The sequence below is a fragment of the Ideonella sp. BN130291 genome (genome assembly GCF_036231905.1).
In the GTDB taxonomy this organism is placed as follows: Bacteria; Pseudomonadota; Gammaproteobacteria; order Burkholderiales; family Burkholderiaceae_C; genus CAMLIZ01.
On the sequence record NZ_JAZARE010000008.1, the window covers coordinates 17,705 to 41,024 of the forward strand.

18 protein-coding genes and 1 pseudogene are annotated in these 23,320 nt (G+C 69.6%); 8 read left to right on the top strand and 11 right to left on the bottom strand.

Annotation, left to right across the window (positions count from 1 at the left end; translation table 11 throughout):
* The first annotated feature begins 2 nt into the window (after positions 1-2).
* The 4 genes from pcaCD (at position 3) to VPH43_RS17520 (ending at position 3,807) form a co-directional block, all read left to right on the top strand.
* Positions 3-1,220: a bifunctional 4-carboxymuconolactone decarboxylase/3-oxoadipate enol-lactonase PcaCD gene (pcaCD, locus tag VPH43_RS17505; RefSeq protein WP_328579023.1), complete on the top strand. Its 1,218-nt coding sequence runs from the start codon at positions 3-5 to the stop codon at positions 1,218-1,220.
* A gap of 291 nt (positions 1,221-1,511) precedes the next feature.
* Complete coding sequence (locus VPH43_RS17510; protein WP_328579024.1) at positions 1,512-2,645, top strand: hypothetical protein; 1,134 nt, start codon at positions 1,512-1,514, stop codon at positions 2,643-2,645.
* A gap of 14 nt (positions 2,646-2,659) precedes the next feature.
* Entirely contained in the window at positions 2,660-3,331 is a 672-nt protein-coding gene (locus VPH43_RS17515; RefSeq protein ID WP_328579025.1) for a hypothetical protein, read from the top strand.
* A 56-nt stretch (positions 3,332-3,387) separates the two neighbouring features.
* The gene (locus VPH43_RS17520; RefSeq protein WP_442909312.1) at positions 3,388-3,807 is read left to right on the top strand and encodes a secondary thiamine-phosphate synthase enzyme YjbQ; all 420 of its coding nucleotides are present in this window, start codon (positions 3,388-3,390) and stop codon (positions 3,805-3,807) included.
* A gap of 32 nt (positions 3,808-3,839) precedes the next feature.
* On the opposite strand, the gene VPH43_RS17525 is transcribed toward VPH43_RS17520, so the two are convergent.
* From VPH43_RS17525 to VPH43_RS17535, 3 genes are all read right to left on the bottom strand, one after another.
* Complete coding sequence (locus tag VPH43_RS17525) at positions 3,840-5,186, bottom strand: homoserine dehydrogenase (RefSeq protein WP_328579027.1); 1,347 nt, start codon at positions 5,184-5,186, stop codon at positions 3,840-3,842.
* 282 nt (positions 5,187-5,468) lie between these two features.
* Positions 5,469-5,978, bottom strand: coding sequence for an AAA family ATPase (locus VPH43_RS17530; RefSeq protein ID WP_328579028.1), 510 nt, complete (start codon positions 5,976-5,978; stop codon positions 5,469-5,471).
* A gap of 538 nt (positions 5,979-6,516) precedes the next feature.
* Positions 6,517-7,383, bottom strand: a complete 867-nt coding sequence (locus VPH43_RS17535) for a LysR family transcriptional regulator (protein ID WP_328579029.1) — start codon at positions 7,381-7,383, stop codon at positions 6,517-6,519.
* A gap of 152 nt (positions 7,384-7,535) precedes the next feature.
* On the opposite strand from VPH43_RS17535, the pseudogene VPH43_RS17540 reads away from it, so the two are divergent.
* A pseudogene (locus VPH43_RS17540) lies at positions 7,536-8,300 on the top strand (DMT family transporter); the annotation flags it as partial.
* Between the two features lie 4 nt (positions 8,301-8,304).
* Here the strand turns inward: VPH43_RS17540 and VPH43_RS17545 are convergent.
* Positions 8,305-9,372 (bottom strand): GlxA family transcriptional regulator, encoded by a 1,068-nt coding sequence (locus tag VPH43_RS17545; protein ID WP_328579030.1) that lies wholly within the window; start codon positions 9,370-9,372, stop codon positions 8,305-8,307.
* A gap of 109 nt (positions 9,373-9,481) precedes the next feature.
* On the opposite strand from VPH43_RS17545, the gene VPH43_RS17550 reads away from it, so the two are divergent.
* Positions 9,482-10,660, top strand: a complete 1,179-nt coding sequence (locus tag VPH43_RS17550) for an acetyl-CoA C-acyltransferase (RefSeq protein ID WP_328579031.1) — start codon at positions 9,482-9,484, stop codon at positions 10,658-10,660.
* 22 nt (positions 10,661-10,682) lie between these two features.
* Here VPH43_RS17550 and VPH43_RS17555 read toward each other — a convergent pair whose 3' ends face one another.
* From VPH43_RS17555 to VPH43_RS17585, 7 genes are all read right to left on the bottom strand, one after another.
* Positions 10,683-11,552 carry a glycoside hydrolase family 16 protein gene (locus VPH43_RS17555; RefSeq protein ID WP_328579032.1) on the bottom strand — a complete coding sequence of 290 codons (870 nt, stop codon included), beginning with the start codon at positions 11,550-11,552 and terminating at the stop codon, positions 10,683-10,685.
* Between the two features lie 11 nt (positions 11,553-11,563).
* Positions 11,564-12,661 carry an ABC transporter ATP-binding protein gene (locus VPH43_RS17560; protein WP_328579033.1) on the bottom strand — a complete coding sequence of 366 codons (1,098 nt, stop codon included), beginning with the start codon at positions 12,659-12,661 and terminating at the stop codon, positions 11,564-11,566.
* On the bottom strand, positions 12,658-14,001 hold the full coding sequence (locus tag VPH43_RS17565; RefSeq protein ID WP_328579034.1) for a GH1 family beta-glucosidase: 1,344 nt from the start codon (positions 13,999-14,001) through the stop codon (positions 12,658-12,660). The genes VPH43_RS17560 and VPH43_RS17565 overlap by 4 nt, the downstream gene beginning before the upstream one ends.
* Positions 14,002-14,025: 24 nt before the next feature.
* Positions 14,026-14,916 carry a carbohydrate ABC transporter permease gene (locus VPH43_RS17570; RefSeq protein ID WP_328579035.1) on the bottom strand — a complete coding sequence of 297 codons (891 nt, stop codon included), beginning with the start codon at positions 14,914-14,916 and terminating at the stop codon, positions 14,026-14,028.
* A gap of 58 nt (positions 14,917-14,974) precedes the next feature.
* Positions 14,975-15,883, bottom strand: coding sequence for a carbohydrate ABC transporter permease (locus tag VPH43_RS17575; RefSeq protein ID WP_328579036.1), 909 nt, complete (start codon positions 15,881-15,883; stop codon positions 14,975-14,977).
* Positions 15,884-15,894: 11 nt separating this feature from the next.
* Complete coding sequence (locus tag VPH43_RS17580; protein WP_328579037.1) at positions 15,895-17,166, bottom strand: ABC transporter substrate-binding protein; 1,272 nt, start codon at positions 17,164-17,166, stop codon at positions 15,895-15,897.
* 184 nt (positions 17,167-17,350) lie between these two features.
* On the bottom strand, positions 17,351-18,424 hold the full coding sequence (locus tag VPH43_RS17585) for a LacI family DNA-binding transcriptional regulator (protein WP_328579038.1): 1,074 nt from the start codon (positions 18,422-18,424) through the stop codon (positions 17,351-17,353).
* A gap of 269 nt (positions 18,425-18,693) precedes the next feature.
* Here VPH43_RS17585 and VPH43_RS17590 point away from each other — a divergent pair, with 269 nt between their 5' ends.
* Positions 18,694-21,717: a TonB-dependent receptor gene (locus VPH43_RS17590; protein ID WP_328579039.1), complete on the top strand. Its 3,024-nt coding sequence runs from the start codon at positions 18,694-18,696 to the stop codon at positions 21,715-21,717.
* A 32-nt stretch (positions 21,718-21,749) separates the two neighbouring features.
* Positions 21,750-23,300 (top strand): tryptophan halogenase family protein, encoded by a 1,551-nt coding sequence (locus VPH43_RS17595; protein WP_328579040.1) that lies wholly within the window; start codon positions 21,750-21,752, stop codon positions 23,298-23,300.
* The last annotated feature ends 20 nt before the right edge of the window (positions 23,301-23,320 follow it).

Genomic DNA, 23,320 nt, shown 5'->3' on the forward strand with positions numbered 1-23,320 from the left:
CCATGACGACATCCCGAGACGACGATTTCGACCGCGGCCTGAAGAACCGGCGCGAGGTGCTGGGCGAGGACTGGGTCACCCGGTCCACCGCCGGTGCCAACAGCTTCAACGCCGACTTTCAGGCCTTCATCACCCGTTACGCCTGGCACGACGTGTGGGGCCGCCCCGGCCTGGACCGCCAGACCCGCCGCCTGCTGGTGCTGGCCATGACCATGGGCCTGGCGCGCTGGGAGGAATTCGAGCTGCACTGCCGTGCCGCGGTGCGCGGCGGCGTGCCGCTGGAGGCGATCAAGGAAACCCTGATGCAGGGCGCCATCTACTGCGGCGTGCCGGCGGCCAACACCGCCTTCAAGATCACGCAGGAGATCCTCAAGGCCGAACACGTCACGCTGGAACCGGCGCCGCTGGTGGCCGGCCGCCGGGTGCAGGTGCACCACACGTTCAGCCAGCCGCAGCTTCGCGTGGCGCTGCAGGGCGCGGAGCACGGCGTGCCCATCGTGATGAGCCACGCGCTCGGCCTCGACCTGGGCATGTGGGACGAGCTGGCCGACACGCTGGGCGAACACCATCCCGTGCTGCGCTATGACCAGCGCGGCCATGGCGGCTCGGCGCCCCAGCGCGAGCCCGCCACGCTGGACGAGATGGTGGACGACGTGGCCCGGCTGGTGCGCGAATGGGGCCGCGGGCCGGTGGTGTTCATCGGCCTGTCCATGGGCGGCATGGTGGGCCAGGGTTTTGCCATCCGCCACCCGGAGCTGGTGCGCGGCCTGGTGCTGGCCAACACCACCGCGCGCTACCCCGACGAGGCCCAGCTGGGCTGGACCCAGCGCATCGCCACCGTGCAGCAGCAGGGCATGGCGGGCATCGTGGACACGGTGGTGGAGCGCTACCTGAGCGAGGACATGCGCCAGCGCGAACCGGCCTTTGCCCAGGCCCTGCGCGAGCGCCTGCTGCGCTGCGACCCGGCCGGCTATGTGGCCTGCTGCCATGCGGTGCGGGCGGTCGACTGGCTGGACGGTTTGAGCAGCATCAAGGTGCCCGCCCTGGTGATCGCCGGCGGCCGCGACACCGGCACGCCGCCGGAGATGAACCGGGCGATCGCCGAGCGCATCGCCGGCGCCCAGCTGCAGCTGCTTGAGCACGCCGCCCACCTGAGCGTGGCCGAGGCGCCGGAGCGGTTTGCCGATGCGGTGCGCGGGCTGCTCAAGCGCGCGGCTTGAGCCCTGCGGCCCGGCGGGCCCGCGTTCGCCGCGGCGTCGCTCCTCTCGCGTCCCAGATGAAACCAGATGTACGGCGGTGCCGCTGTGCCGCAGTTGTCGGGCGCGCCGCTTCCACGGAACTAACCCGCCTTGGCCGCAACGAAGCTGCGGCCCTACACTGCATTGCGGCTGCCACATCCGGTTGCATGCACTCCCGGCCCCGCCGACGGGCTGCACACGCGACCCGCTAGGCTTGCCGGAGGTGCACCGCACTGCGGCCCACGTTTCCCCCGCCACTTCAAAGAGATGCCCATGGCCCAATCCAACACGCCGAAGCTGCGCGAAGTCGCTCGCGCCGAAAAGGAACCCACCGAGTCCAGCACGCCCGTGGTGCGCGCCATCGACGTCGGCTTCGGCCTCGTCAAGCTCTCGGTGCCCGCCGGTGACGGCGTGCAGTTCATCAGCTTCCCTTCGATGGCGATCCCGGCCGATGCCAGCGCCGTGCGCACGCTGGGCACCCGCCGGCGCGACACCTTCGACGTGCCGGTCAACGGCGCGCTCTACGAAGTGGGCCGTGACGTGGGCCTGGCCCAGGCGGGCGGCAGCTTCGGCCGCGACGTGACCGACGAGTTCTACCGCGGCGCGATCTACGAAGCGCTCACCAAGGGCGCGCTGCGCTACATGGCTGAAGCCGGCGACACCGTCATCGACGTGCTGGTGCTGGGCCTGCCGGTGAACCAGTACAACGACGCCAAGCGGCGCGACTACCTGCGCGCCACCTACGAAAACGAAATCGACATCGGTGACGGCAAGAAGATCACCGTGCGCAAGGTGATCGTGCAGGCGCAGCCCATGGGCGGCTATGCGGCGCTGGACGACCACCTGGACGAACTCAACCGCGTGATCACCAGCACTGGCGGTGCGCTCAAGCCGCTGAATTCCGGCGAGGAGCTGGACGACCTGGCCGTGCTGATGATCGACCCCGGCGAGCACACGCTGGACTGGCTGCTGATCCAGCAGGGCACCATCAACCCGCGCGCCAGCGGCGCGGCCTCCGACGCCGGCCGCCACCGCGTGGTGCGCTCGGTGGTGGAGTCGCTGGGCTCCGACGTCGGCCGCCCGCTGGGCCCCGCCGTGCTGCCGCGCATCAACGAGGCGCTGCGCAAGAAGACGCCGGTCAAGCTGAGCGGCGTGGCGCACGACCTCAACCGCTATGAGCCGGTGATCATGAGCGTGATCGAGGACTCGATCAACCGCATGGTCGACGGCCTGCGCGACGCGCATGAGATCGTGGACCTGATCGTGCTGGTGGGCGGCCATCCGGAGCGCTACCGCGACGTGCTGGTCAAGCGCTTCCCCGCCATTCCGGTGTTCATCATGCCGGAGTCCATGGCGGCCAACGTGCGTGGCTTCCAGATGATCGGCGAGGCGCTCGCCGCCGGCTGACGCACGCGCATCCGATGGCTGTGCTGCGCCTGGAGCTGGACATCGACAGCGATGTCTACCCCGAGCTCTATGCCCAGTTGGTGTTCATCACCCGCTCCGCCGCCCGCGGCGAGCGGGTGCGCCAGCTCGCTGCCACCGGCCTGGTGTGGGAGACGGTGCGCATCCATGGGTTCGCGGCGGCGCAGCTGCCGGCCGTGCCCGGCGTGCCGGCGCCCCTGAGCCCCGCGGTGGTGGCCAGCCCGCCACCAGCCCCGGCGGTCAAGCCGGCGGCAGCCAAACCCGTCCCCGCGCCGCGCAGCACACCGCGTGCGGCCCCCAAGCCGGCCCGCGCCGCGGCGGCGCGCCCGCCTGCGCCCGCAGCGGCGGCGTCGGCCGACTTCGTGGACCTGGGCATCAGCGCCATGCCACCCGAGGCACTGCCCCCGCTGGTGCCGCCCAACGAACTGGCTGCCGCTGCCGCGCAGCTGCCGGTGCTGGTGGACGTCGTGGACACCAGCATGGGCCACAGTGGCGGGCCCATCCCGACCCTGATGGAGCAGGCGCCGCTGCACGACGGCGACGAGGCGGTCCACGCCCGCGAGGAGGCCGATGCCGGCACGGCCGGGCTGGGTGGGATGGCGCACCGTTCGGCGCCGCGCTCGCGCCTGATCCGCATGAAGGAACGCGGGCTGTTCAAGAACGGGTGAAGCCACGCCGGGTCGTGTGGCTGGCCCGCCCGGCCTGAGCCTTGCGTTTTGCGATGCTGCAGCAACACACCACCACGCTCACCTTCACCACCCGCGGCCGAGGGCTGAGCGAGATCACACCCGAGGTGCGGCGCTGGGCTGAAGCGCAAGGCCTGCAGACCGGGCTGTTGACGCTGTGGCTGCAGCACACCTCCGCCAGCCTGCTGGTGCAGGAGAACGCCGACCCCGATGTGCAGGCCGACCTGGAGCGCTTCTTCACCCGGCTGGTGCCCGATGGCGACCCGCTGTTCGAACACACCGCCGAAGGCCCGGACGACATGCCCGCCCATGTGCGCACCGCGCTCACCACGGTGCAGCTCAGCGTGCCGCTGGTCGACGGCCGCCTGGCACTGGGCACCTGGCAGGGCCTGTACCTCTGGGAGCACCGGCGCCGCGGGCACAGCCGGCACCTGGTGTTGCACCTGCTGGGCGCCTGAGCGCCGAGCGGCGGCCGTGAGGAGCGCGGCAGTCACGACAGCGGCTGCACGCACAGGCGAACCACCGGCCCGCGCACCCCTGGCAGGCCTTCCAGCGCCGCCAATACCGGCCGAAGCTGCAGCGGGGTGGCCTCGCCGGTGATGAACGCCAGCGCGCCGGCGTGAGGCGCCTCGCCCGCCGTCTCGCGGTGGGCCAGCACCGTGATGTCGTGCTCCGAGAAGGCGCGCAGGGCAGCCGGCAGTGTTGCTGCGGCGTCGTCAACCGGCAGGCGCAGGTAATTGCGGGTGGGCAGCTCGTCCACCTGCAGCGCCGGCACCGCCGCCATCACATGGAGCTGGCGCCCGAGGGCCGGCACGCGCTGCACCGGCAGCGCATCCGCCAGCCGCGCCACGTCCACCAGGTCCGCAATCACCGCCGAAGCGGTCTGCTCCGAGCCGGCCCCCGCGCCGTAGTAGAAGGTGACGCCGGCCGCGTCGCTGTGCACCATCACGCCGTTCATCGCGCCATCCACCTGCGCCAGCAGCGTGCTCGCGGGCAGCAGGGTCGGTTGCACGCGCAGTTCCAGGCCCTCGGCATGGCGGCGTGCCACCGCCAGCAGCTTGATGCGGTAGCCCAGCTGCTCTGCATGGTGGTGGTCCTCGGCCTGCAGCGCACGGATGCCCTCGACGTGCACTGCGTCCAGCCGCACCGGCGTTCCGAAGGCGATGCTGGCCAGCAGCACCAATTTGTGGGCCGCGTCGATGCCGTCCACGTCGAAAGCCGGGTCGGCCTCCGCATAACCCAGGCGCTGCGCCTCGTGCAGCGCTTTGTCGAACGACAGGCCGCGACCACGCATCTTTGTGAGCACGAAATTGCTGGTGCCGTTGACGATGCCGGCCACGCTTTCCACCCGGTTGGCCGCCAGCCCTTCGCGCAGGGCCTTGACGATCGGGATGCTCACCGCCACCGCGCCTTCAAAGGCGACCATCACGCCGCGCGCCTGCGCCGCCGCGAAGATCTCGCAGCCATGTTCGGAGAGCAGGGCCTTGTTGGCGGTGACCACGTGCTTGCCGTGGGCGATGGCCTCGAGCACCAGTTCGCGCGCCACGGTGCAGCCGCCGATGGCTTCCACCACCACATCGATCTGCGGATGCCGCACCACGCGCATCGCGTCGGCCAGCACTTCCACATCCGGGCCGACCAGCGCCCGCGCACGCGGCAGGTTGCGCGCAGCGACCATCAGCAGGTCGATGGTGCGCCCGGCACGGCCCGCGATCAGCTCGCGATTGCGCACCAGCACACGGGCGGTGCCGGAGCCGACGACGCCGATGCCGAGCAAGCCCACCCGCAGCGGCGGTCGCGGCGCAGGCGTGGCGTCAGGGGAAGGAAGGTGCTGCATGGGTTTCTCCGTTGTGAGCCGGCGGCGGAGCGGAGAAACAACAAGGCCCCGTCCATCGCTGGCGGGGCCTGGGGGGTGAAGCGTCTACTGGATGCGCTGGCTCACCTCCACGTCCCGCACTGAGCGGTCGTGGTGGTAATGATGATGGTGGGCATCTGCGGACGCATGGGGCGCATCATGCCTGCGTTCGCGGCAGGGCGTCAACTTCCGGCGAACACCGCCTGCCCCAGACGATCCCGCTGGCCCGGCTGAGGGTCAGCGTGACGGCCATGCTGCAAGGGGCTATGCGGCGCCGCTGCTCTCAGCCGCAGCGTGGATCTCCATCTTGAAACCCTCGTCGTCTGCGGGCGGCTCGAACAGCGAAGAGACATGGTCGAAGTCGGCCTGCGTGAGGTGATACGAGCCCTCCGGCCGTTCAATGTTCCGCTTGCCCATGCGTCTGAGGCAAAGCGGATCCGGCGTGTCCAAAAAGTGCAGCACATGCGCAGCACCGGCCGATTCAAACAGCGAACGAAGCCATGCTCGCGAGGCTTTGGTGTTCGCGGGGTAGTCGAGCACCACGGTCTGGCCCAGGCGCAACAGGTCAATGACGAGGGGACCGACCACCGTCTTGGCTCGCTGCGAATAGAGCCGGTAGTCGTCAAACGACTTCATCGGCCCGTAGAGGCGGATGAGCCAGATGTCTTCGGCGATGAGGATCGCCTTGTGCTCCGCGGCCAGTGCGGCCGCAAGAGTGGACTTGCCTGCGCCGGCTTTCCCGCACAGGAGATGGAGCGTGGCAGTGGAACTCATCGGCGGTTGCGCGAAAGGGCCATGGCGATGCCTAACGATGGGTACGAACGGGCATGACTCGGCTTGCCGGGGCATGTCCGCTCGGTGGAGGGCTCCCACCGCTTTAGGCTCACTGACGCTCAGGCGGAAACGTTGGGCTGTTCGAGCGTTGGATATCTTTACGCTGCTTCTCCAACACTGCCGGAGCCAAGCCGTCCCACCGGGTGGGTACTCCGGAAGCACCAGACGCTGGCTCCCCAACCTTTGGCATTGAAGACCGCTGGGAGGCCGCCCCTTCGGGCCTAACCCCCGCCTGCGCCCACGCCCCGCTGGCGAACAATACAAGCAGCGCAGGCAGAAACGACGAGCCGACTTTCAACATAGCGCTCTCCTGTGTGAGACACAGCGAACTGTAAAGCGCTTGCCCACTTATGGAGCTAACCCGATCTCCGCAAGAGGTGTCGCCGCACCTAGGGATCATGTCCACCCGCGTTCCGCTCGCGTCGCCCGGCGCTGCGCACGCGGACCGCTGGGGCAACGTTGCAACCAATCCCCAGCCTCACTGCGGCCGCCGCAGCGTGCGGATCATCAGCTCGTGCAACGCGTCCACTGCAGCGTGGCCCCTGGACGCGCGGCTGCGCAGCACCGCCACGGCCATCGCGGGTAGCGCCGGCAGGCCGGCCTTGTGATCCAGCACCAGCAGGGAGGGCGGCACGCTGCAGCGGGTGAGGACGCCCACGGCCACGCCGCTCTCCACGGCGGCGAGTTGCCCTGCGAGGCTGGGTGTGTTCACCACCACCCGGAAGCGCCGCCCTGCGGCCTTCAGTGCCTGCAGCGCGCCCTTGCGGGCCTGGCTGCCGGGTTCGTACACCGCCACCGGCAGCGGGTCGCGGTGCCAGAGTTCGAAGTTGGCGGCCGCCACCCACACCAGCGGCTCATGGAACAGCAGCACACCGCGCCCGGGCTTGTCGCGCGACACCAGCGCGACGTCGATCTCGCCCCGGCTCACGCGCGGCACCAATGCGGTGGACTGTTCGCAATCCAGCACGATCTCCACGCTGCCGTGCCGGGCGGCAAACTGGCGCAGCACCGGCGTGAGGTAGGTGGCCGCATAGTCGTCCGGCACGCCCAGGCGCACCTGGCCGCTCAACTGCGGCTCGCGCAGCGCGGCCACCGCCTGGCCATGCACCTCCAGCAGCTTGCGCGCATGGGGCAGCAGCTCCTGGCCAGCCAGGGTGAGTGCCAGGTGGCGCGGCCCGCGCGACAACACCGGCTGCCCAACCGCCTGCTCCAGCTTGAGCAGCTGCATGCTCACCGCGGACTGCGATCGATGCACCAGCGGTGCGGCTGCCGACAAGGAGCCGGCATCCACCACGGCCACGAAGGCTCGCAGCCAGTCGAGTTGCAGGTCGGTCTGGGTGGCCATGAAGTGAACGTCTCCGAGGTGTATCTGAATACTCTATTCGAATATCGAATGGATGGATCGCGAAACATCCGCTTGTCGCATGGCAAACCCGCGGCCAGCATCACGGCATGCGCACCCCTTCTCGCTCAACCGCCGCCCACGGCCTGCTCTGCATGCTCGCCGGCGGCCTGCTGCTCGGCACGCTCGGCGTGTTTCTGGAAGAAGCGGGGCAGCACCCGCTCACCGCCGTGTGGTTTCGCTGCGCGTTTGGCTGGCTGGCGCTCAGCGCAGCACTTGGCCTGGCGGGGCGCTGGCGCGACATACGGTTGTCGCCCCGCGCGTTGCGAGCGGCGGTGGCCGGCGCCCTGCTGATGCTGCTGAACTGGGCCTTGTTCTTCTCGGCCATCCAGCGTACGTCGATCGCCCTGGCCACCGTGGTGTTCCACGTGCAGCCCTTCATCGTCATGGCGCTGGCGGCCTGGTGGTGGCGCGAGCCGGTGCGTCGCACGCAGTGGGCTGCAGCTGCGGTGGCGCTGATCGGCCTGGTCCTGGCGGCAGGGGCGGCCTCCGCAGGAGGTGCCAGTGGCTCGACTGCCAGCGTCGCCGGCCTGGCGATGTGCCTGGGCGGGGCCTTCAGCTATGCCCTCGTCGTGCTGCTCGCCAAGGCGGTGTCGGTGGAAGGCGGCAGCGCGCTGGCGATGGCCTGGTGGCAGTGTGGCGTAGGCACCGTGGCGCTGGCCTGGTGGCCGCTGCGCGAAGGCCTGCCGCCGATGGGCCCGGCGTGGGGCTGGCTCGCCGGGCTGGGGGTGCTGCACACCGGGCTGGCCTACGTGCTGCTCTATGCCGGCATGGCGCGGCTGGGCGCTGGCCAGGTGGCGGTGCTGCAGTTCGTCTACCCCATCACCGCGGTCGCCATGGACGCGATGGTGTACGGGCGCCGATTCACGCCTGCACAGGCGCTCGGGCTGGTGCTGATGATGGCCGCGCTCTGGGTCGCGATGCGGCCGGCACCGCGGCGCGGCGCGCAGGCCGCGCCATCGCCTGCTGCGGCTGGGCCGCGCCCGGACGCATCTGCCGGGGCGTAGCGCCGTAGGACTTCTTCATCAGGCGGCGCAGCGCGGTGGCGTCGCCATAGCCCACGCGGTGGGCCACTTCCTCCACCGACAGCCCGCTGCCCTCGAGCAGCGCACGCGCGCACGCCAGCCGCACCGACTGGATCAGCGCCAGCGGAGAGCGCCCGGTGGCCAGCCGCACCTGGCGCGACAGCGTGCGCGGCGACATCGCCAGCGCATCGGCCAGCGCCTGCACCGTGGGCGCTTGCGGCAGGGTGGCGCGCACCCGGGCCTCGATGCGCGCCAGCAGCTGGTGCCCGGCGTTGACCATGGTCTGGTCGATGTACGGGCTTTGCAGCTGGCGGCCGTCGATCAGCAGCACGCGGGCCACCGCTTCGCTCAAGCCCTGGCCGAACTGACGCCGCAACAGCCACAGCATCAGGTCGATCTGCGCAAAGGCGGCGCCGGCGGTGATCACCGGCCCGTCCTCGATCACCATGCGCATCTCGTCGACCTGGCACGCGGGCGCCATGCGCCGCAGCAGCGCCGCCAGCCACCAGGAGATGGTGGCGCGCCGGCCCTGCAGCAGCCCCGCGTGCGCCAGCACCAGCACGCCCGAACACGAGGCCGCGATCGTGCTGCCCTGTGCTGCGGCGCGTTGCAGCCAGCCGATGGCGGCCTGGGTGCCGGGCTCGGCCAGCAGGGCTGCGGCCTGGCGCCCCCCTGTCATGCCCAGGCCGGGCACCACCCAGGTGGGCCGACCGGGCGGCAGGCGGCGCGGCAGCGGTTGGGTGGTGATGCTCAGGCCGTTGCTCAGCGGCACGCTGCCGCCGGTGGCCGACACCACGGTCCAGCGCGGGCCGGGCTGGCCGAGGCGGCTTGCCATGTGGCGCGCCGCATCCAGGATGTCCAGCGTCGCCGCCACGCTGGTGGCATGGGCGCCGGGTGCCAAAAGCACCACAAAATCATGCATGGCCGGAATCGCCTGAAAAGTGTCTGAACGGACACTGTAGCGCGGCGCGGTTCTCCCCTCCAATGGCAGGTATCGAAGCCCGGGAGAACCGCACATGCCTGAACGTGTCGTCATCGTGTCCGCCGCCCGCACGCCGCTGGGCGGCTTGCTGGGCGATCTCGCCGGCCTGCCTGCGTGGGAGCTGGGTGCAGCCGCGATTGCCGCCGCGGTGCAGCGCGCCGGCGTGCCGCGCGACAGCATCGACGAGGTGCTGATGGGCAACTGCCTGATGGCCGGCCAGGGCCAGGCGCCCGCCCGCCAGGCCGCACGCCGCGCCGGCCTGCCCGACGCGACCGGCGCGGTCACGCTCAGCAAGGTGTGCGGCGCGGGCATGCGCGCGGCGATGTTCGCGCACGACATGCTGCTGGCCGGCAGCGCCGACGTGCTGGTGGCCGGCGGCATGGAGAGCATGAGCAACGCGCCGCACCTGGCGCACATCCGCAAGGGCGTGAAGGCCGGCAGCACCTCTTTGCTGGACCACATGGCCTACGACGGCCTGGAAGATGCCTACGAGCCCGGCAAGCCGATGGGCCTGTTCGGCGAGGAGTGTGCGCTGCGCTACGGCTTCAGCCGCGAGGCGATGGACCGTTTCGCCATCGCCTCGGTGGAGCGCTCACAGCGCGCCAACGAGGACGGCAGTTTCGAGTGGGAGATCGCGCCGGTGCCGCTCAAGGGCGGAGCCGGCAGCGTGCTGATGTCGCGCGATGAGCGGCCCTTCAAGCTCAAGGTCGACAAGATCCCCAGCCTCAAGCCCGCCTTCCGCGAGGACGGCCGCATCACCGCCGCCAGCTCATCGAGCAATGCCGATGGCGCGGCCGCGCTGGTGCTGATGCGCGAGAGTGATGCACAACGCCAGAGCCTGGCGCCGCTGGCGCGCATCGTGGCGCATTCGGTGCACGCGCAGGAGCCGCGCTGGTTCACCACCGCGCCCATCGGCGCCATCCACAAGCTGCTGGACCGCGCCGGCTGGAGCTCCGGCGAGGTGGACCTGTGGGAAGTGAACGAGGCCTTCGCGGCCGTGCCCATGGCGGTGATGCACGAGTTCAAGCTCGGCATCGAGCAGATGAACGTGCACGGCGGCGCTTGCGCGCTCGGCCACCCGATCGGCGCCTCCGGCGCACGCATCGTGGTCACCCTGCTGGGCGCCTTGCGCCAACGGGGCCTCAAGCGCGGCGTGGCCTCCTTGTGCATCGGCGGCGGCGAAGCCACCGCGATGGCGCTGGAGCTGCTCTGAACAACGACCGCAGCGCCGCCCTTCAGCGGGCCGCCGCGGGCGGCGCCTGGTAGATGCGCACGTAGTCCACTTCCATCTGCAGCGGGAAGATCGTGTCGTCCACCGGCCCGCCGAGCGCGCCACCGATCGCCAGGTTGAGCAGCAGGAACTGCGGCTTGTTGAAGGGCCAGGCCCGCTCGCCCGCGTCCAGCCGCGGATAGCGCAGGAAGGCAAAACCGTCCACGCCGAAGACCACCTCGTCGGCGGTCCAGTGCATCTGGTAGCGGTGGAAGCCGCTGCAGGCGTCGGGCAGGCGCAGCGTGCCACCCACCGCATGGCCGCCATGGCCGGCGGTGGTGTGCACCGTGCTCAGCACCTGCGTGGGATTGCTGCCCACGTGTTCCATGATGTCGAGCTCGCCGTCCTCGGGCCAGCGCCCGCCGCTGCCCAGCATCCAGATCGCCGGCCAGGTGCCCTTGCCGCAGGGCAGCTTGGCGCTCACCTCGAAGAAGCCATAGGTCCAGGCTGCCTTGCCCTGGGTGTTCAGGCGCGCCGAGGTGTAGCGTTGGCCGCCCCAGTCGGGCGCGGTGCTGCGCGTTTCCTTGCGCGCCGTGATCACCAGGCGGCCGTTGCGCACCACCGCGTTCTGCGGGCCGCGGGCGGAGTAGTACTGCAGCTCCTCGTTGTGCCAGCCCTGCTTGTTGCGGGCGGTGTCGTAGACCCACTTGGCGGGGTCGGGCAGGCCATCAGCGTTGAACTCGTCGGCCCACACCAGCTGGTACCCGGGCGGTGGCGCGAAGGTGTCGGCCGCGCCCGCCGGCCAGGGCAGGGCGGCACCCAGGGCGCCGGCCAGCGGCATCACGCAGGTGGTGGGCCAGGCGAAGGCTCGCCGAAGCTGGGAAAACAGGGGCATGGGGAATAACCTCAAGGAACGCGACGGCCATCGGCGTCGAAAGCCAGCGTGGCGCCGGTCTGGGCCTGCAGGCCAACGGCCTCGCCAGCCGCGAGGGCGGCCTCGCCCGCGCCCACCTTGGCGTGCAGCAGCTCGCTCACGCCCTCGATGCGCAGGTGCACGATCGCCGAATCACCGAGGTGCTCGGCCAGCACCACGCTGGCCGGCACGCCCTGGCCCGCGGGCACCAGGCGCAGGTGCTCCGGCCGGATGCCGGCACGCCGCACGGCCTCGGTGGCGCTGGGCAGCAGCGCCTGCCACAGCGCCGTGTGGGCCGGTGCTGCGCCGGCGGTGGGCCGGTCCACGAAGTTGATGCGCGGTGCGCCGAGGAAGGCGGCCACGAACTCGTTGGCCGGCCGCTGGTACAGCTCCAGCGGTGCGCCGAGCTGCTCGATGCGGCCGCGGTTGAACACCGCGATGCGGTCACCCAGGGTCATGGCCTCGACCTGGTCGTGGGTGACGTAGACCATGGTGGTGCCCAGCTCCTGGTGCAGCCGCGCCAGCTCGATGCGCATGTTCACGCGCAGGGCAGCGTCCAGATTGGACAAGGGCTCGTCGAACAAAAAGACTTTGGGCTTGCGCACGATGGCGCGGCCGATGGCCACGCGCTGGCGCTGGCCGCCGGACAGCTCGCGCGGGTAGCGCCCCAGCAACTCGGTGATGCGCAGCGCCTCGGCCGCGCGCTGCACCTGCTGCGTGCGCTCGGCGCGGGGCGTGCCGGCCATGCGCAGCGCGAAACCCATGTTGTCCGCCACCGTCATGTGCGGGTACAGCGCATAACTCTGGAACACCATGGCGGCGCCGCGTTCGGCTGGCCGCACCTCGTTGGCGCGCTTTCCGTCGATCAGCAGTTCGCCTTCGCTGATCTCTTCCAGACCCGCGATCATGCGCAGCAGCGTGGACTTGCCGCAGCCCGACGGCCCCACGAAGACCAGGAACTCGCCGTCGCGCACGGCCAGGTCCACGCCGGCGATCACTTCCACATCGCCGAAGCGCTTGCGCACACCGCGCAGGCTCAGGCCGTGCGACGCGCCGTGTTCCCGCACGGGGCTGGCATTCAAGGCACTCATGTGGAGCTCCGTTCCCTGCAGGCGCGCACGAGGTCGCGGTACCACAGCCCGCTGTCCTTGGGCGCGCGCTGCTGGGTGGCGTAGTCCACGTGCACGATGCCAAAGCGCTTGGCATAGCCACTGGCCCATTCAAAGTTGTCCATCAGGCTCCACACCATGTAGCCGGCCACCGGCACGCCGCGCTCCATGGCGTCGGCCACCGCGCCGATGTGGCCGCGCAGGTAGTCGATGCGGTCCGCGTCGTGCACCTTGCCGCCGTCCATGTGGTCATCGAAGGCCGCGCCGTTTTCGGTGATGTAGACCGGCGGCAGCTCGTATTCATGGTGCAGCGTGGTCAGCACGCCGGTGAGGCCGCGTGGATAGATTTCCCAGCCCATGGCGGTGAGCGGCAGGCCGCTCTTCTTGGCATCGAAGGAGTTGTCCGCGCTGGCCACGTGGCGCGAGTAGTAGTTGATGCCCAGGTAGTCCATCGGCGTGGCGATGTGCGCCATGTCGCCCGCTTCCACCCGCGGCGCGTCCGCCCCCAGTTCGTCGAGCGCAAGCTGCGGATAGCGGCCCTTGAAGAGCGCGTCGGTATACCAGCGCCGGCCCATGGCCTCGTCCAGCTCCACCCGGGCGGCGTCGGCGGCCGACGAGGTGGCGGGCTCGGTGTGTGCCAGGTTGAGCACGATGCCCAGCGGCGCCTTGGCACCGTCGGCCCTCATTGCCTCCAATGCAAGGCCATGGCTCACCAGCAGGTGGTGGGCCACCTGGTAGGCGGTCTTGCGGCTCTTGATGCCCGGGGCGAAGGTGCCGAACTCATGGCCGAGGATGGCGATCACCCAGGGCTCGTTGTGGGTGGTGATCATGCGCACCCGGTCGCCCAGGTGGCGTTGCACGCCGCGCGCGTAGTCCACGAAGCGGTGCATCGTGTCGCGCGCCGCCCAGCCGCCCCGCTCCTGGAGGGCTTGCGGCAAGTCCCAGTGGTTCAGGGTGAGGCAGGGCTCGATGCCGCGCGCGAGCAGGCCGTCCACCAGGCGCTCGTAGAAGGCCATGCCCTTGGGGTTCCAGGCGCCGCTGCCAGTGGGCAGCACACGCGGCCACGACACCGAGAAGCGGTAGCTGGTGACGCCCAGCGAGGCGATGAGGTCCAGGTCGCTCTCCCAGCGGTGGTAGTGGTCGCAGGCCACGTCGCCATGGCTGCCATCGGCGATGGCGCCCGGCTGGTGGCAGAAGCGGTCCCAGATCGACTCACCGCGCCCGTCCTCGAAGGCGGCGCCCTCGATCTGGAAGGCGCTGGTGGCCACGCCCCAGCGGAAGCCGGGCGGGAATCGGAGGTGCAGGTCGTTCGGTGAAGGCATGGTGTCGGGGGAGGGCAGAAGCGCTTACTTCACGGCGCCGGCGGTGAGGCCGGCGATCAGCTGGCGCGAAGCGATGGCAAAGAGCACGAGCAGCGGCAGGGTGGCGATGGCCGAGCCCGCCATCAGCGCACCCCACTCGGTGTTGGTGGTGCTCTGCATGCTGCGCAGCGCCAGCGGCAGCGTGTAGTTGCCCACGCTGCGCATCACCACCAGCGGGTCGATGAAGTTGTTCCAGGAAGAGATGAAGGTGATGAGCCCCAGCGTGCCCAGCGCGGGCTTGAGCAGCGGCAGCACGATGTGCCAGTAGATGCCCAGCTCGCCGCAGCCGTCCATGCGCGCAGCCTCCATCAGCTCGCGCGGCACCGCGGTGCTGGCGTACTGCCGCATCAGGAAGATGCCGAAGGCGCTGGCCGCGCCCGGCACGTAGAGCGCGCGATGGGTGTCGATCCAGCCCAGCGCGTCCATGATCAGGAAGGTGGGGATCATCTTCATGAACGAGGGCATCAGCATGGTGGCCATCACCAGCGCGAAGATCGCCTTCTTGAAGCGGAACTCCATCAACGCAAAGGCGTAACCGGCCATAGAGCAGAACAGCAGGGTGAGCGCGGTGGACATCAGCGCCACATAGAGGCTCCAGCCCACGTTGCGCCAGAACGGCAGCAGGCCGGTCAGGATCTTCAGGTTGCCCGCCAGGTCGTTGCCGAACCACAGCGGCGGCGGCAGGTCGAAGATCTCGCTGCGGGTGTGGGTGGCAAACACGAACATCAGGTAGAAGGGCGCCAGCATGAACAACGCCCCCACGCCCACCAGCGCATAAGCCGCCCAGGTGGACATCGGCTGGCGGTCCATGTACTTGCCCTGGCGCGGTGCGGCATCGCGCCGAAGCGGCGCCTGCAGCGGCTCCGGCGTGCTCATTGGGTAACCTCCGCGCTACGCACTGCGGTGCGAGCGCCTTCGGGCGGCCGGGCGGCGCTCATTGCGGGCCCCTTTCCTTGAACGCGCGGTTGGTCGCCCAGGTGAGCAGCGCCACCACCGCCATCAACAGCCAGGCCATGGCGCTGGCACCGCCGAAGTCATTGAAGTCGAAGGCCATGCGGTAGAGGTACAACGCCGAGGTCATGCCGGACTGGTCGGGGCCACCGATCGGGCGGTCGGAGCCGCCGGTGAGGATGAAGGGCTCCTCGAACAACTGCAGCCCGCCGATCACGCTGAGCGTCACCCCGAAATACACCATCGGCCGGATGCCCGGCAGCGTGATGTGCCAGAACTGGCTCCACGCGCCGGCGCCGTCCAGCGTGGCGGCTTCGTACAGGTCCTTGGGGATGGTCTGCAGCGCGGCCAGGTACAGCACCAGGTTGAAACCCAGGTAGCGCCAGAACACCAGCAGTGCGATCGCCGGCTGCAGCGCCTCGGGCTGGTTGAGCCAGTCGATGTTGGGCAGGCCGAGCGGGCGCAGGCCCGCGTTGATGAGGCCGTAGTCGGTGGAGAAGAGCGCGCTGAACAGCAGCGCGATCGCGACCGTCGACGTGATGTAGGGCAGGAAGTAGGCGCCGGTCAGCCCGTCACGCAGGCGCTTGAACGAGCGGTGGACGAACACCGCCAGCGGAATCGCCACCAGGTGCTGCGGTGCGCCCGAGACGATGGCCAGCCAGACGGTGTTGCGCAGCGACTTCCAGAACCAGTCGTCCTGCAGCGCGAACGAGAAGTTGCCCCAGCCCACGAACTCCATCGCACCCAGGCCGCTGGTGGGCTCCCAGGACTGGAACGCCAGGTACAGCGAAAACGCCAGCGGGAACAGCGCGAACACCAGGAACAGCACCAGAAAGGGGCTGAGGAACACATAGGGCGCCCAGCGGGGCGACAGGAGGGGGGGCAATCGCATGGCGTGGCTCTTCAGCGGTGGGCGCGTTTTTCGAGCAGGCGCTGCGCGTCGGCCAGGGCCTGGGCGATGGGCTTGCCACGGTCGATCACGTTGTCCAGCTCGGTGTTGATCACTTCGTCGCCGAAGGCGTTCTGCTTGTGGATGCCGGGCACCGCGATCTTGCGCGCGGCATCGCGCCACAGCACGCGGGCACGCTGCCCACCGAGGAAGGGCAGGGGCTGCTCGAAGAACGGGTCCTCATAGGTGGCCTGCAGCGCGGGGAAGGCGTCCTCCGACTTGAAGGCCGCCAGCTGCAGGGCCGGGTCCAGCGTGAGCAGCTGCAGAAACTCCCAGGCCAGTGCCTTGTTCTGCGCCGCGGCCCTGCGCGGCAGGGTGTAGAAGGTGCCACCGAAGGCCGCGTAGGTGTTGCCCGGCAGCTGAGCGGCGCGCCACAGGCCCTTGGTGTTGGGCGCCACCCAGTTCGACATCTGGCCCACCATCCAGCAGCCGCGCAGGTCGGTGGCCACCTGGCCGCGCTTGAAGCCCTCGGCCCATTCGTTGGTCCAGGCCGTCACCCGTGCGTCCAGCCCATGCTGGCGCACCCGCTTGCAGAGCTCGAAGGCGCGCACGAAGCGCGGCGAGGTGACCAGCGGGCGTGATTCGGCGTCGAAGTACAGGCCCTCGCCCTGGGCGACCGCGCGGACCAGGATGTCCTTGAGCGACTGCACGCTGCCGATGAGGTAGGCGCCGGTGGCCTTTTTCAGGCGTACTCCCGCCTCGACATACGCCTCCCACGAGCTGGTGAGGTCGGCCTCGGCCAGGCCGGCCTTGGCCAGCAGGTCGACGCGGTACAGCAGGGTGCCGGGGCCGATGTCGGTGGGCAGCGCCCTCAGTTCGCCGTGCAGGCCGTGCGCCTGGCGCCAGGCGAAGGGCACGAAGCCCGAGGCGAAGCGGTCGGCTCCAAAGGGCTCGCTCGACAGGTTCTCCAGCCCGGCGCCGAGCGCGAAGTTGCCGAGATAGCGCGATTCCAGTGCCATGACATCCGGCAGCCCCACCGAGGTGGATAGCGCGGTCGTCATCGCGGTGTGGTGGTCCTTGTAGCTGCGGCTCACCACCTGCACCGGCACATCCGGATGCCGCTGGGCCCAGGGGCCGGCCACGGCGGCCTTGACGATCTCGTCGATGCGCGGGAAGGCCGCCACCGTCAGCTGCGGCTGCGCCGCGGCCGCGCGCAGCGGCATGGCGCCCGCCAGCCCGGCCGCCAGCATGGCGCGGCGACTGAATGCGTTGCGGCCGGCGCTCATCGAGGCGCCCTTTGCGATGCGCGCGTCGGCACCCGCCGGCGGGAGGCATGGCACGTCAAGGGCTTGAAAGAAGTCGCCGGTTGCATCGGATGAGCGCGGAGCGCGCCGTGTGAAAACGCTTTCAGAATTCTGCGTTCACCTGTCTGCCCGGTGCATCAGGGCAAACCCTCCTGCGAAAGCGCTTTCAACGTATCACGCGGCGGGTGGATTCCCGCGGTACCAGGGTGGGTGCCGGCAGGGTCGCCACCGGCGTATTGCCGCGCAACAGCTCCAGTGCCGCGAGCGCCGCCTGGGCGCCGGTTTCATAGACCGACTGGCGCACCGTGGTCAGCGGCGGGATGGCGAAGCGGGCGGGCGCCACGTCGTCGAAACCGACGAGTGACACGTCGTCCGGCACCCGCACGTTGCGCCGGTACAAGCCCAGCGCCGCGCCGATGGCGGCCTGGTCATTGGAGGCGAAGATGGCGGTGAAGGGGGCGCGGCTGTCGAGCAGGCGGTTCACCGCCATCAGGCCGCCGGCTTCGGTGAAGTCGCCCGGCATCACCAGGCCGGGGTCGAATGCCAGGCCGGCCTGCTCCAGCGCCTGGCGATAACCGGCCTCGCGCTCCAGTGCATCCTCATGGCCCGGGTCCCCGGCGATGAAAGCGATGCGGGTGTGGCCGCACTCGATCAGATGCTGGGTGGCCAGCACGCCGCCCTGGCGGTTTTCGAAGCTCAGGCTGAACAGGCGCGGGCCCTTGACCTCGCGCCCCACCACCACCATAGGAAGGCGCTTGGCGTAAGCCTGCAGCGCGGTGTTGGAGAGGCGGCCCGCCAGCACGATCAGGGCATCCACCCGGCGCGACAGCAACGCCTCGATCGCATTGCGCTCCTCGCCTTCGGTCCAGTGGCCGCTCACGAACAGCGGGATGTAGCCGGCGCGTTCGAGTTCGTCCTCGATGCCCAGCAGCGCTTCGCCGTAGAACGGGCTGCTGATGGTTTGGGTGAGCACGCCCACGCTCATGGTGCGGCCGCCCGCCAGCCCGCGGGCCACGGGGTTGGGCCGGAAGCCCAGCTTCTTGATCGCCGCGTCCACGGCCACCTTTTTGTCCGGGCTCACCGTGGCGGTGCCGTTGAGGATGCGCGACACCGTGCTCGGCGACACGCCAGCCTGCTGCGCCACCATTTCCAGCGTCACCACGCCGGCAGGGTTGGACTTGGAAGAGGCCGCCTTGGAGGCGGTGCGCCGGCTCGCCGGGGTTTTGGAATGCGGTTTCATCGGGATCGCATCGTACCTGCGCCCGCGCCCTGCGGCTACCCGGCGTTGCCTCTGGCGCGCGGCCAGGCCGCACTCGTTGCGGCCTCTCGGCTGCCTATGAAGAAAGCGCTGTCAGATTTCACGCTGCATTAGGGTGCGCCCTAGTTCGAACTCCGTAACGTGCCGCCTATTATTCTGAAAACGCTTTCAGCAACCCGCCACCACGGCGCCCTGACTTTCCGAAGCGTCGATGCCGGAGGGCATCGCACAACACACCACTGGAGACCGACATGTCCGTTTGTTCACCCGCCGGCCGCCGGCAGCGCGAGCGCCACGCCTTCACGGCCACCCGAATTGCGGCGGCGGTCGGGCTCTTGATCACGGGAGCAGGCAATGCCGTGGGACAGCAGGCGACCGACGCGCCGGCCCCTGCGGCGACGGATGCGGCGCAAGTGGAGCGGGTGGTGGTCACCGGCATCCGGCGCAGCCTGGACACCTCGCTCAGCCTGAAGCGGGACGCGCAGGGGGTCGTGGACGGCATCGTCGCCGAAGACATCGGCAAGTTCCCGGATACCAACCTCGCCGAGTCGATGCAGCGCATCAGCGGCGTGTCCATCGACCGCCAGAACGGCGAGGGCTCGCGTGTCACCGTGCGCGGCGTCGGCCCCGACTTCAACCTTATCCTGCTGAACGGCCGCCAGATGCCGACCGCAGCCATCGAGGGCACGGCCGCGTCCAACTCGCGTGCCTTCGACTTTGCCAACCTCGCGTCGGAATCGATCGCTGCGCTGGAGGTCTACAAGACCAGCCGTGCCAGCACGCCCACCGGCGGCATGGGTGCCACCATCAACATCAAGACGGCGCGGCCGTTCGACAACCCCGGCCTGCAGGCAAGCTTCGGCGTCAAGGGCATGTATGACCAGTCGAACGCCCGCCTGCCCGAGCAGCTGCGTGGCGACAAGGTCACGCCGGAGATTTCCGGCATCTACAGCAACACCTTTGCAGACAAGACCTTCGGCATCGCGCTGTCGGGCAGCTACCAGGAGCGGCAGCTGGGCTACAGCCAGGGGGGCATCAGCGGCTGGCGCGCGTTCCGCGGCGACGAGAACAACTGGGGCACCATCCCGCAGGAAGGCCAGCCCGGCTCGGAGAACATCACCAACCGGCCGGGGCCCAACGACATCTATGCGGTGCCGCAAAGCATCGCCTACAGCGTCACCGCGGTCCAGCGCACGCGCATCAACGGCCAGCTCACGCTGCAGTACGCGCCCACCCGAGACGTCACCGCCACGCTGGACTACACCTACTCCGAGAACAAGCTGGAGACCCGGCGCAACGACATGTCGGCCTGGTTCAACTTCGGGCCGTCGAGCAGCTCGTGGACCAACGGGCCGGTGGCTTCGCCGATCTTCTATTCGGAGACCATCACGCCCAATCCGGAAACCGGCCGGTTGAGTGACTTGGCCATGGGCGCGGGCCGCTTCGCCACCCGCAACAAGAACGACTCCGTCGGCCTGAATGTGACGTGGAAGCCGTCCGACCGGCTGAGTTTCGACTTCGATGCGCACAAGTCCACCGCCACCTCCGGGCCCGACAGCCCGTACGGCTCCGATGCGGTGCTGGGCGCAGCCAGCTTCAACCGCGGCACCACGCGGGCCGACTTCTCGCATGACCTGCCGGTGCTCAGCATCCAAGGAGCGGTGGCCGACCCGGCGCTCATGGAACTCACCGGCTCGTCGTTCCGCAACAGCTACATGAAGTCGGAGATCGAGCAGGGCCAGTTCCGCGGCAAGTACAAGCTGGGCGACGCCTCGCGGCTGGACTTCGGCTTGAGCCTCACCGACGCGCGCAACCGCTCGGCCTATGGCTTCGTGCAGCGCGACACCTGGGGCGGGGCCACCGACGCACAGGGCAACGTGATCGGCCCCGGCCCGTTCCCGGATTCGATGTGGCACCCCGACCAGATCAACCGCTACCTCGGCCGCATCGACGGCAGCGGCGACCCGGCGCTGTTCAACAATTTCTTCATCTGGGACTTCGACACCGCGCGCGGCATCGTGGCGTCGGCCAGCGGGCTGGGCAACCTGTACCAGGCGCCGTCGGCCTACACGGTCGACCGCCGGGTGAAGGAAAAGTCGCAGAGCGCCTTCCTGCAGTACAGCACCGACTGGGAGCTGGGCGTGCCCATGGGCCTGGGCGTGGGCCTGCGCTATGAGCGCACCAAGGTGACCTCCAGCGCGCTGGTGCCCACCCCAACCGGCGTCAACTGGGTCGGCACCAACGAGTTCCAGGTGGTGTTCGGCGAACCGGCCTTCACCACGCTGAACGGCACCTACAACTACTGGCTGCCGAGCATCGACTTCGACGCCGACCTGACCGACAAGCTGAAGTTCCGCGCCAGCTATGGCGAAACCATCGGCCGGCCGGCCTGGAACTACATCCAGGGCGGGCAGACGCTGGACCAGCTGGTGCGCGTGGGCGGCGGCACCGGCGCCCAGGGCAACCCGGGGCTGAAGCCGCTGAAGTCGAAGAACATCGACCTGTCGCTGGAGTGGTACTACGCCAAGAGCAGCTACGCGGCGGTGGGCTACTTCGCGAAGAACATCTCCAACTACGCCGGCTTCAATGCGGCGACGGCCAGCCCGTTCTCCATCACCACGCCGGCCGGCGGTGCAATGTTCCAGCAGGCGGTCACGGCGGGTGGCTGCCCGCAGTCCGACCTGGCCTGCATCCGCAGCTACATCTTCGCCAACTTCAACGGCGTGGGCGGCGTGAATGCAGCCACCGGCGTCATCCCCGGCCAGCCGGGCGATCCGGTGGCCACCTTCCAGATCACCACGCCGGTGAATCAGCGCTCGGCGCGCCTGTACGGGGTGGAGCTGAACCTGCAGCACCTGTTCGCCGGCTCCGGGTTCGGCGTGGCCGCCAACTACACCTACGTCAACTCGGGCCTGAAGTTCAACAACGCCGGCCTGGGCGAGCAGTTCGCGCTGGTGGGCCTGTCGGACACGGCCAACCTGGTGGCCTTCTACGAGGACGACCGCTTCAACGTGCGCGTGGCCTACAACTGGCGTGACCAGTTCCTGGCCAGCACCACCGACGGTCTCGGGCTGCCCAACCCGACCTACGTGGAGGCGTACTCACAGCTGGACATGAGCATGGGCTACAAGCTGACGCAGAACCTGTCGCTTCAGTTCGAGGCCATCAACCTGCTCGATGCCACGCAGCGCACCCACGGCCGCAGCGAGCAGATGGTGTTGCAGAACACGCAGACCGGCCGCCGCTTCATGGTCGGGGCACGCTACACCTTCTGAAGCCGCCCGCGCGCCCTGGCATCATGGCCGGCATGTCGGACCAGCCTGTCGCGCACGTCGTCATCCTGGGCGGCGGTTCGGCGGGCTGGCTGACAGCCGGCCTGATCGCTGCGCAGCACCGTCACCGGCTGAGGGTGACGGTGATCGAGGCGCCGGATATTGCGCCGATCGGCGTGGGCGAGGGCACCTGGCCCACCATGCGCGACAGCCTGCGCAGCATCGGCGTCAGCGAGTCGGACTTTGTTCGCGAGTGCGAGGCCACCTTCAAGCAGGGTTCGCTGTTCCGCCGCTGGGTGGACGGCAGCGCGGACGACCTGTACTTCCATCCCTTCATGCTGCCGCAGGGTTGGGGCGACGCGCCTCTGGCGCAGGCTTGGCAGCAGCATGCCGGCACCCGCTTCGCCGACTGCGTGAGCGTGCAGCCGCACCTGTGCCAGCGCGGCCGGGCGCCCAAGCAGTTCGCCACGCCGGAGTACGCAGGTGTTGCGAACTACGGCTACCACTTCGACGCCGGCCGCTTCGGGCCGTTCCTGCGCACGCACTGCGTAAAACGCCTGGGCGTGCATCACGTCGCCGATCAGGTGGTTGCGGTGCTCTCGCACGACAACGGCGACATCGCGGCGCTGCAGACGCGCAGCCACGGCGCGATCGCCGGTGATCTGTTCATCGACTGCAGCGGCCTGAAGGCCCATCTGCTGGCCGGCCACTATGGCGTGCCCTTCGTGTCGCACAAGCACGTGCTGTTCTGCGATGCGGCGCTCGCGCTGCAGGTGCCCTATGCCGACCCGCAGGCGCCGATCGCGTCGCAAACGGTGTCCACCGCGCAGTCGCACGGCTGGGTGTGGGACATCGGGCTGCAGACGCGGCGTGGTGTGGGGCTCGTGTATTCCAGCAGCCACTGCGACGACGAAACGGCGCACCGGACGCTGATGGACCATATCGCGCGCAGCGGCGCCAACGGCACCGCGGCTGTCGACCTGCCGCAGCCGCGCCAGTTGCGGTTCGAGCCCGGACATCGGCGCACCTTCTGGCACCGCAACTGCGTGGCGATCGGCCTGTCGGCGGGCTTCCTGGAGCCGTTGGAGGCCTCCGCGCTGGCCTTGGTGGAGTACTCGGCGGAGTTGCTGCGCCAGCAGATGCCCGCCACGCGCGGAGCGATGGAGCTGCTGGCGCGGCGCTTCAACGAGGCCTGCAGCTACCGCTGGGCCCGCATTGTGGATTTCCTCAAGCTGCACTACGTGCTGAGCCGGCGCACCGACAGCGCCTTCTGGCTCGACAACCGCCAGCCCGCGTCGGTGCCCGAGCCGCTGCGCGAGCTGCTGGCCCTGTGGCGCCACCTGCCGCCATCGCGCCACGACCTGGTGCGCCACGACGAGGCGTTTCCGGCCGCGAGCTACCAGTACATCCTCTATGGCATGGGCTGGCCGGGCGCGGCAAGCTGCGAACTGCCGGCGCAGGACATCGAGCGTGCGCAGGGCTGCTTCCGCGAAGCGGCAGAGCTCACACGGAAGATGCTGGCCGCACTGCCCAGCCACCGCGACCTGATCGAGCACATCCGGCGCCACGGCCTTTCGCGCATCTAGAACCCAACGAACGGACACTC

What these genes read in the sequence shown, in the direction of transcription:
- VPH43_RS17585 (WP_328579038.1), bottom strand. Translation starts at nt 18,424, where the DNA reads ATGAAACCGCATTCCAAAACCCCGGCGAGCCGGCGCACCGCCTCCAAG.
- pcaCD (WP_328579023.1), top strand. Translation starts at nt 3, where the DNA reads ATGACGACATCCCGAGACGACGATTTCGACCGCGGCCTGAAGAACCGG.
- VPH43_RS17565 (WP_328579034.1), bottom strand. Translation starts at nt 14,001, where the DNA reads ATGCCTTCACCGAACGACCTGCACCTCCGATTCCCGCCCGGCTTCCGC.
- VPH43_RS17570 (WP_328579035.1), bottom strand. Translation starts at nt 14,916, where the DNA reads ATGAGCACGCCGGAGCCGCTGCAGGCGCCGCTTCGGCGCGATGCCGCA.
- VPH43_RS17515 (WP_328579025.1), top strand. Translation starts at nt 2,660, where the DNA reads ATGGCTGTGCTGCGCCTGGAGCTGGACATCGACAGCGATGTCTACCCC.
- VPH43_RS17510 (WP_328579024.1), top strand. Translation starts at nt 1,512, where the DNA reads ATGGCCCAATCCAACACGCCGAAGCTGCGCGAAGTCGCTCGCGCCGAA.
- VPH43_RS17590 (WP_328579039.1), top strand. Translation starts at nt 18,694, where the DNA reads ATGTCCGTTTGTTCACCCGCCGGCCGCCGGCAGCGCGAGCGCCACGCC.
- VPH43_RS17555 (WP_328579032.1), bottom strand. Translation starts at nt 11,552, where the DNA reads ATGCCCCTGTTTTCCCAGCTTCGGCGAGCCTTCGCCTGGCCCACCACC.
- VPH43_RS17525 (WP_328579027.1), bottom strand. Translation starts at nt 5,186, where the DNA reads ATGCAGCACCTTCCTTCCCCTGACGCCACGCCTGCGCCGCGACCGCCG.
- VPH43_RS17595 (WP_328579040.1), top strand. Translation starts at nt 21,750, where the DNA reads ATGTCGGACCAGCCTGTCGCGCACGTCGTCATCCTGGGCGGCGGTTCG.
- VPH43_RS17580 (WP_328579037.1), bottom strand. Translation starts at nt 17,166, where the DNA reads ATGAGCGCCGGCCGCAACGCATTCAGTCGCCGCGCCATGCTGGCGGCC.
- VPH43_RS17575 (WP_328579036.1), bottom strand. Translation starts at nt 15,883, where the DNA reads ATGCGATTGCCCCCCCTCCTGTCGCCCCGCTGGGCGCCCTATGTGTTC.
- VPH43_RS17530 (WP_328579028.1), bottom strand. Translation starts at nt 5,978, where the DNA reads ATGAGTTCCACTGCCACGCTCCATCTCCTGTGCGGGAAAGCCGGCGCA.
- VPH43_RS17560 (WP_328579033.1), bottom strand. Translation starts at nt 12,661, where the DNA reads ATGAGTGCCTTGAATGCCAGCCCCGTGCGGGAACACGGCGCGTCGCAC.
- VPH43_RS17535 (WP_328579029.1), bottom strand. Translation starts at nt 7,383, where the DNA reads ATGGCCACCCAGACCGACCTGCAACTCGACTGGCTGCGAGCCTTCGTG.
- VPH43_RS17550 (WP_328579031.1), top strand. Translation starts at nt 9,482, where the DNA reads ATGCCTGAACGTGTCGTCATCGTGTCCGCCGCCCGCACGCCGCTGGGC.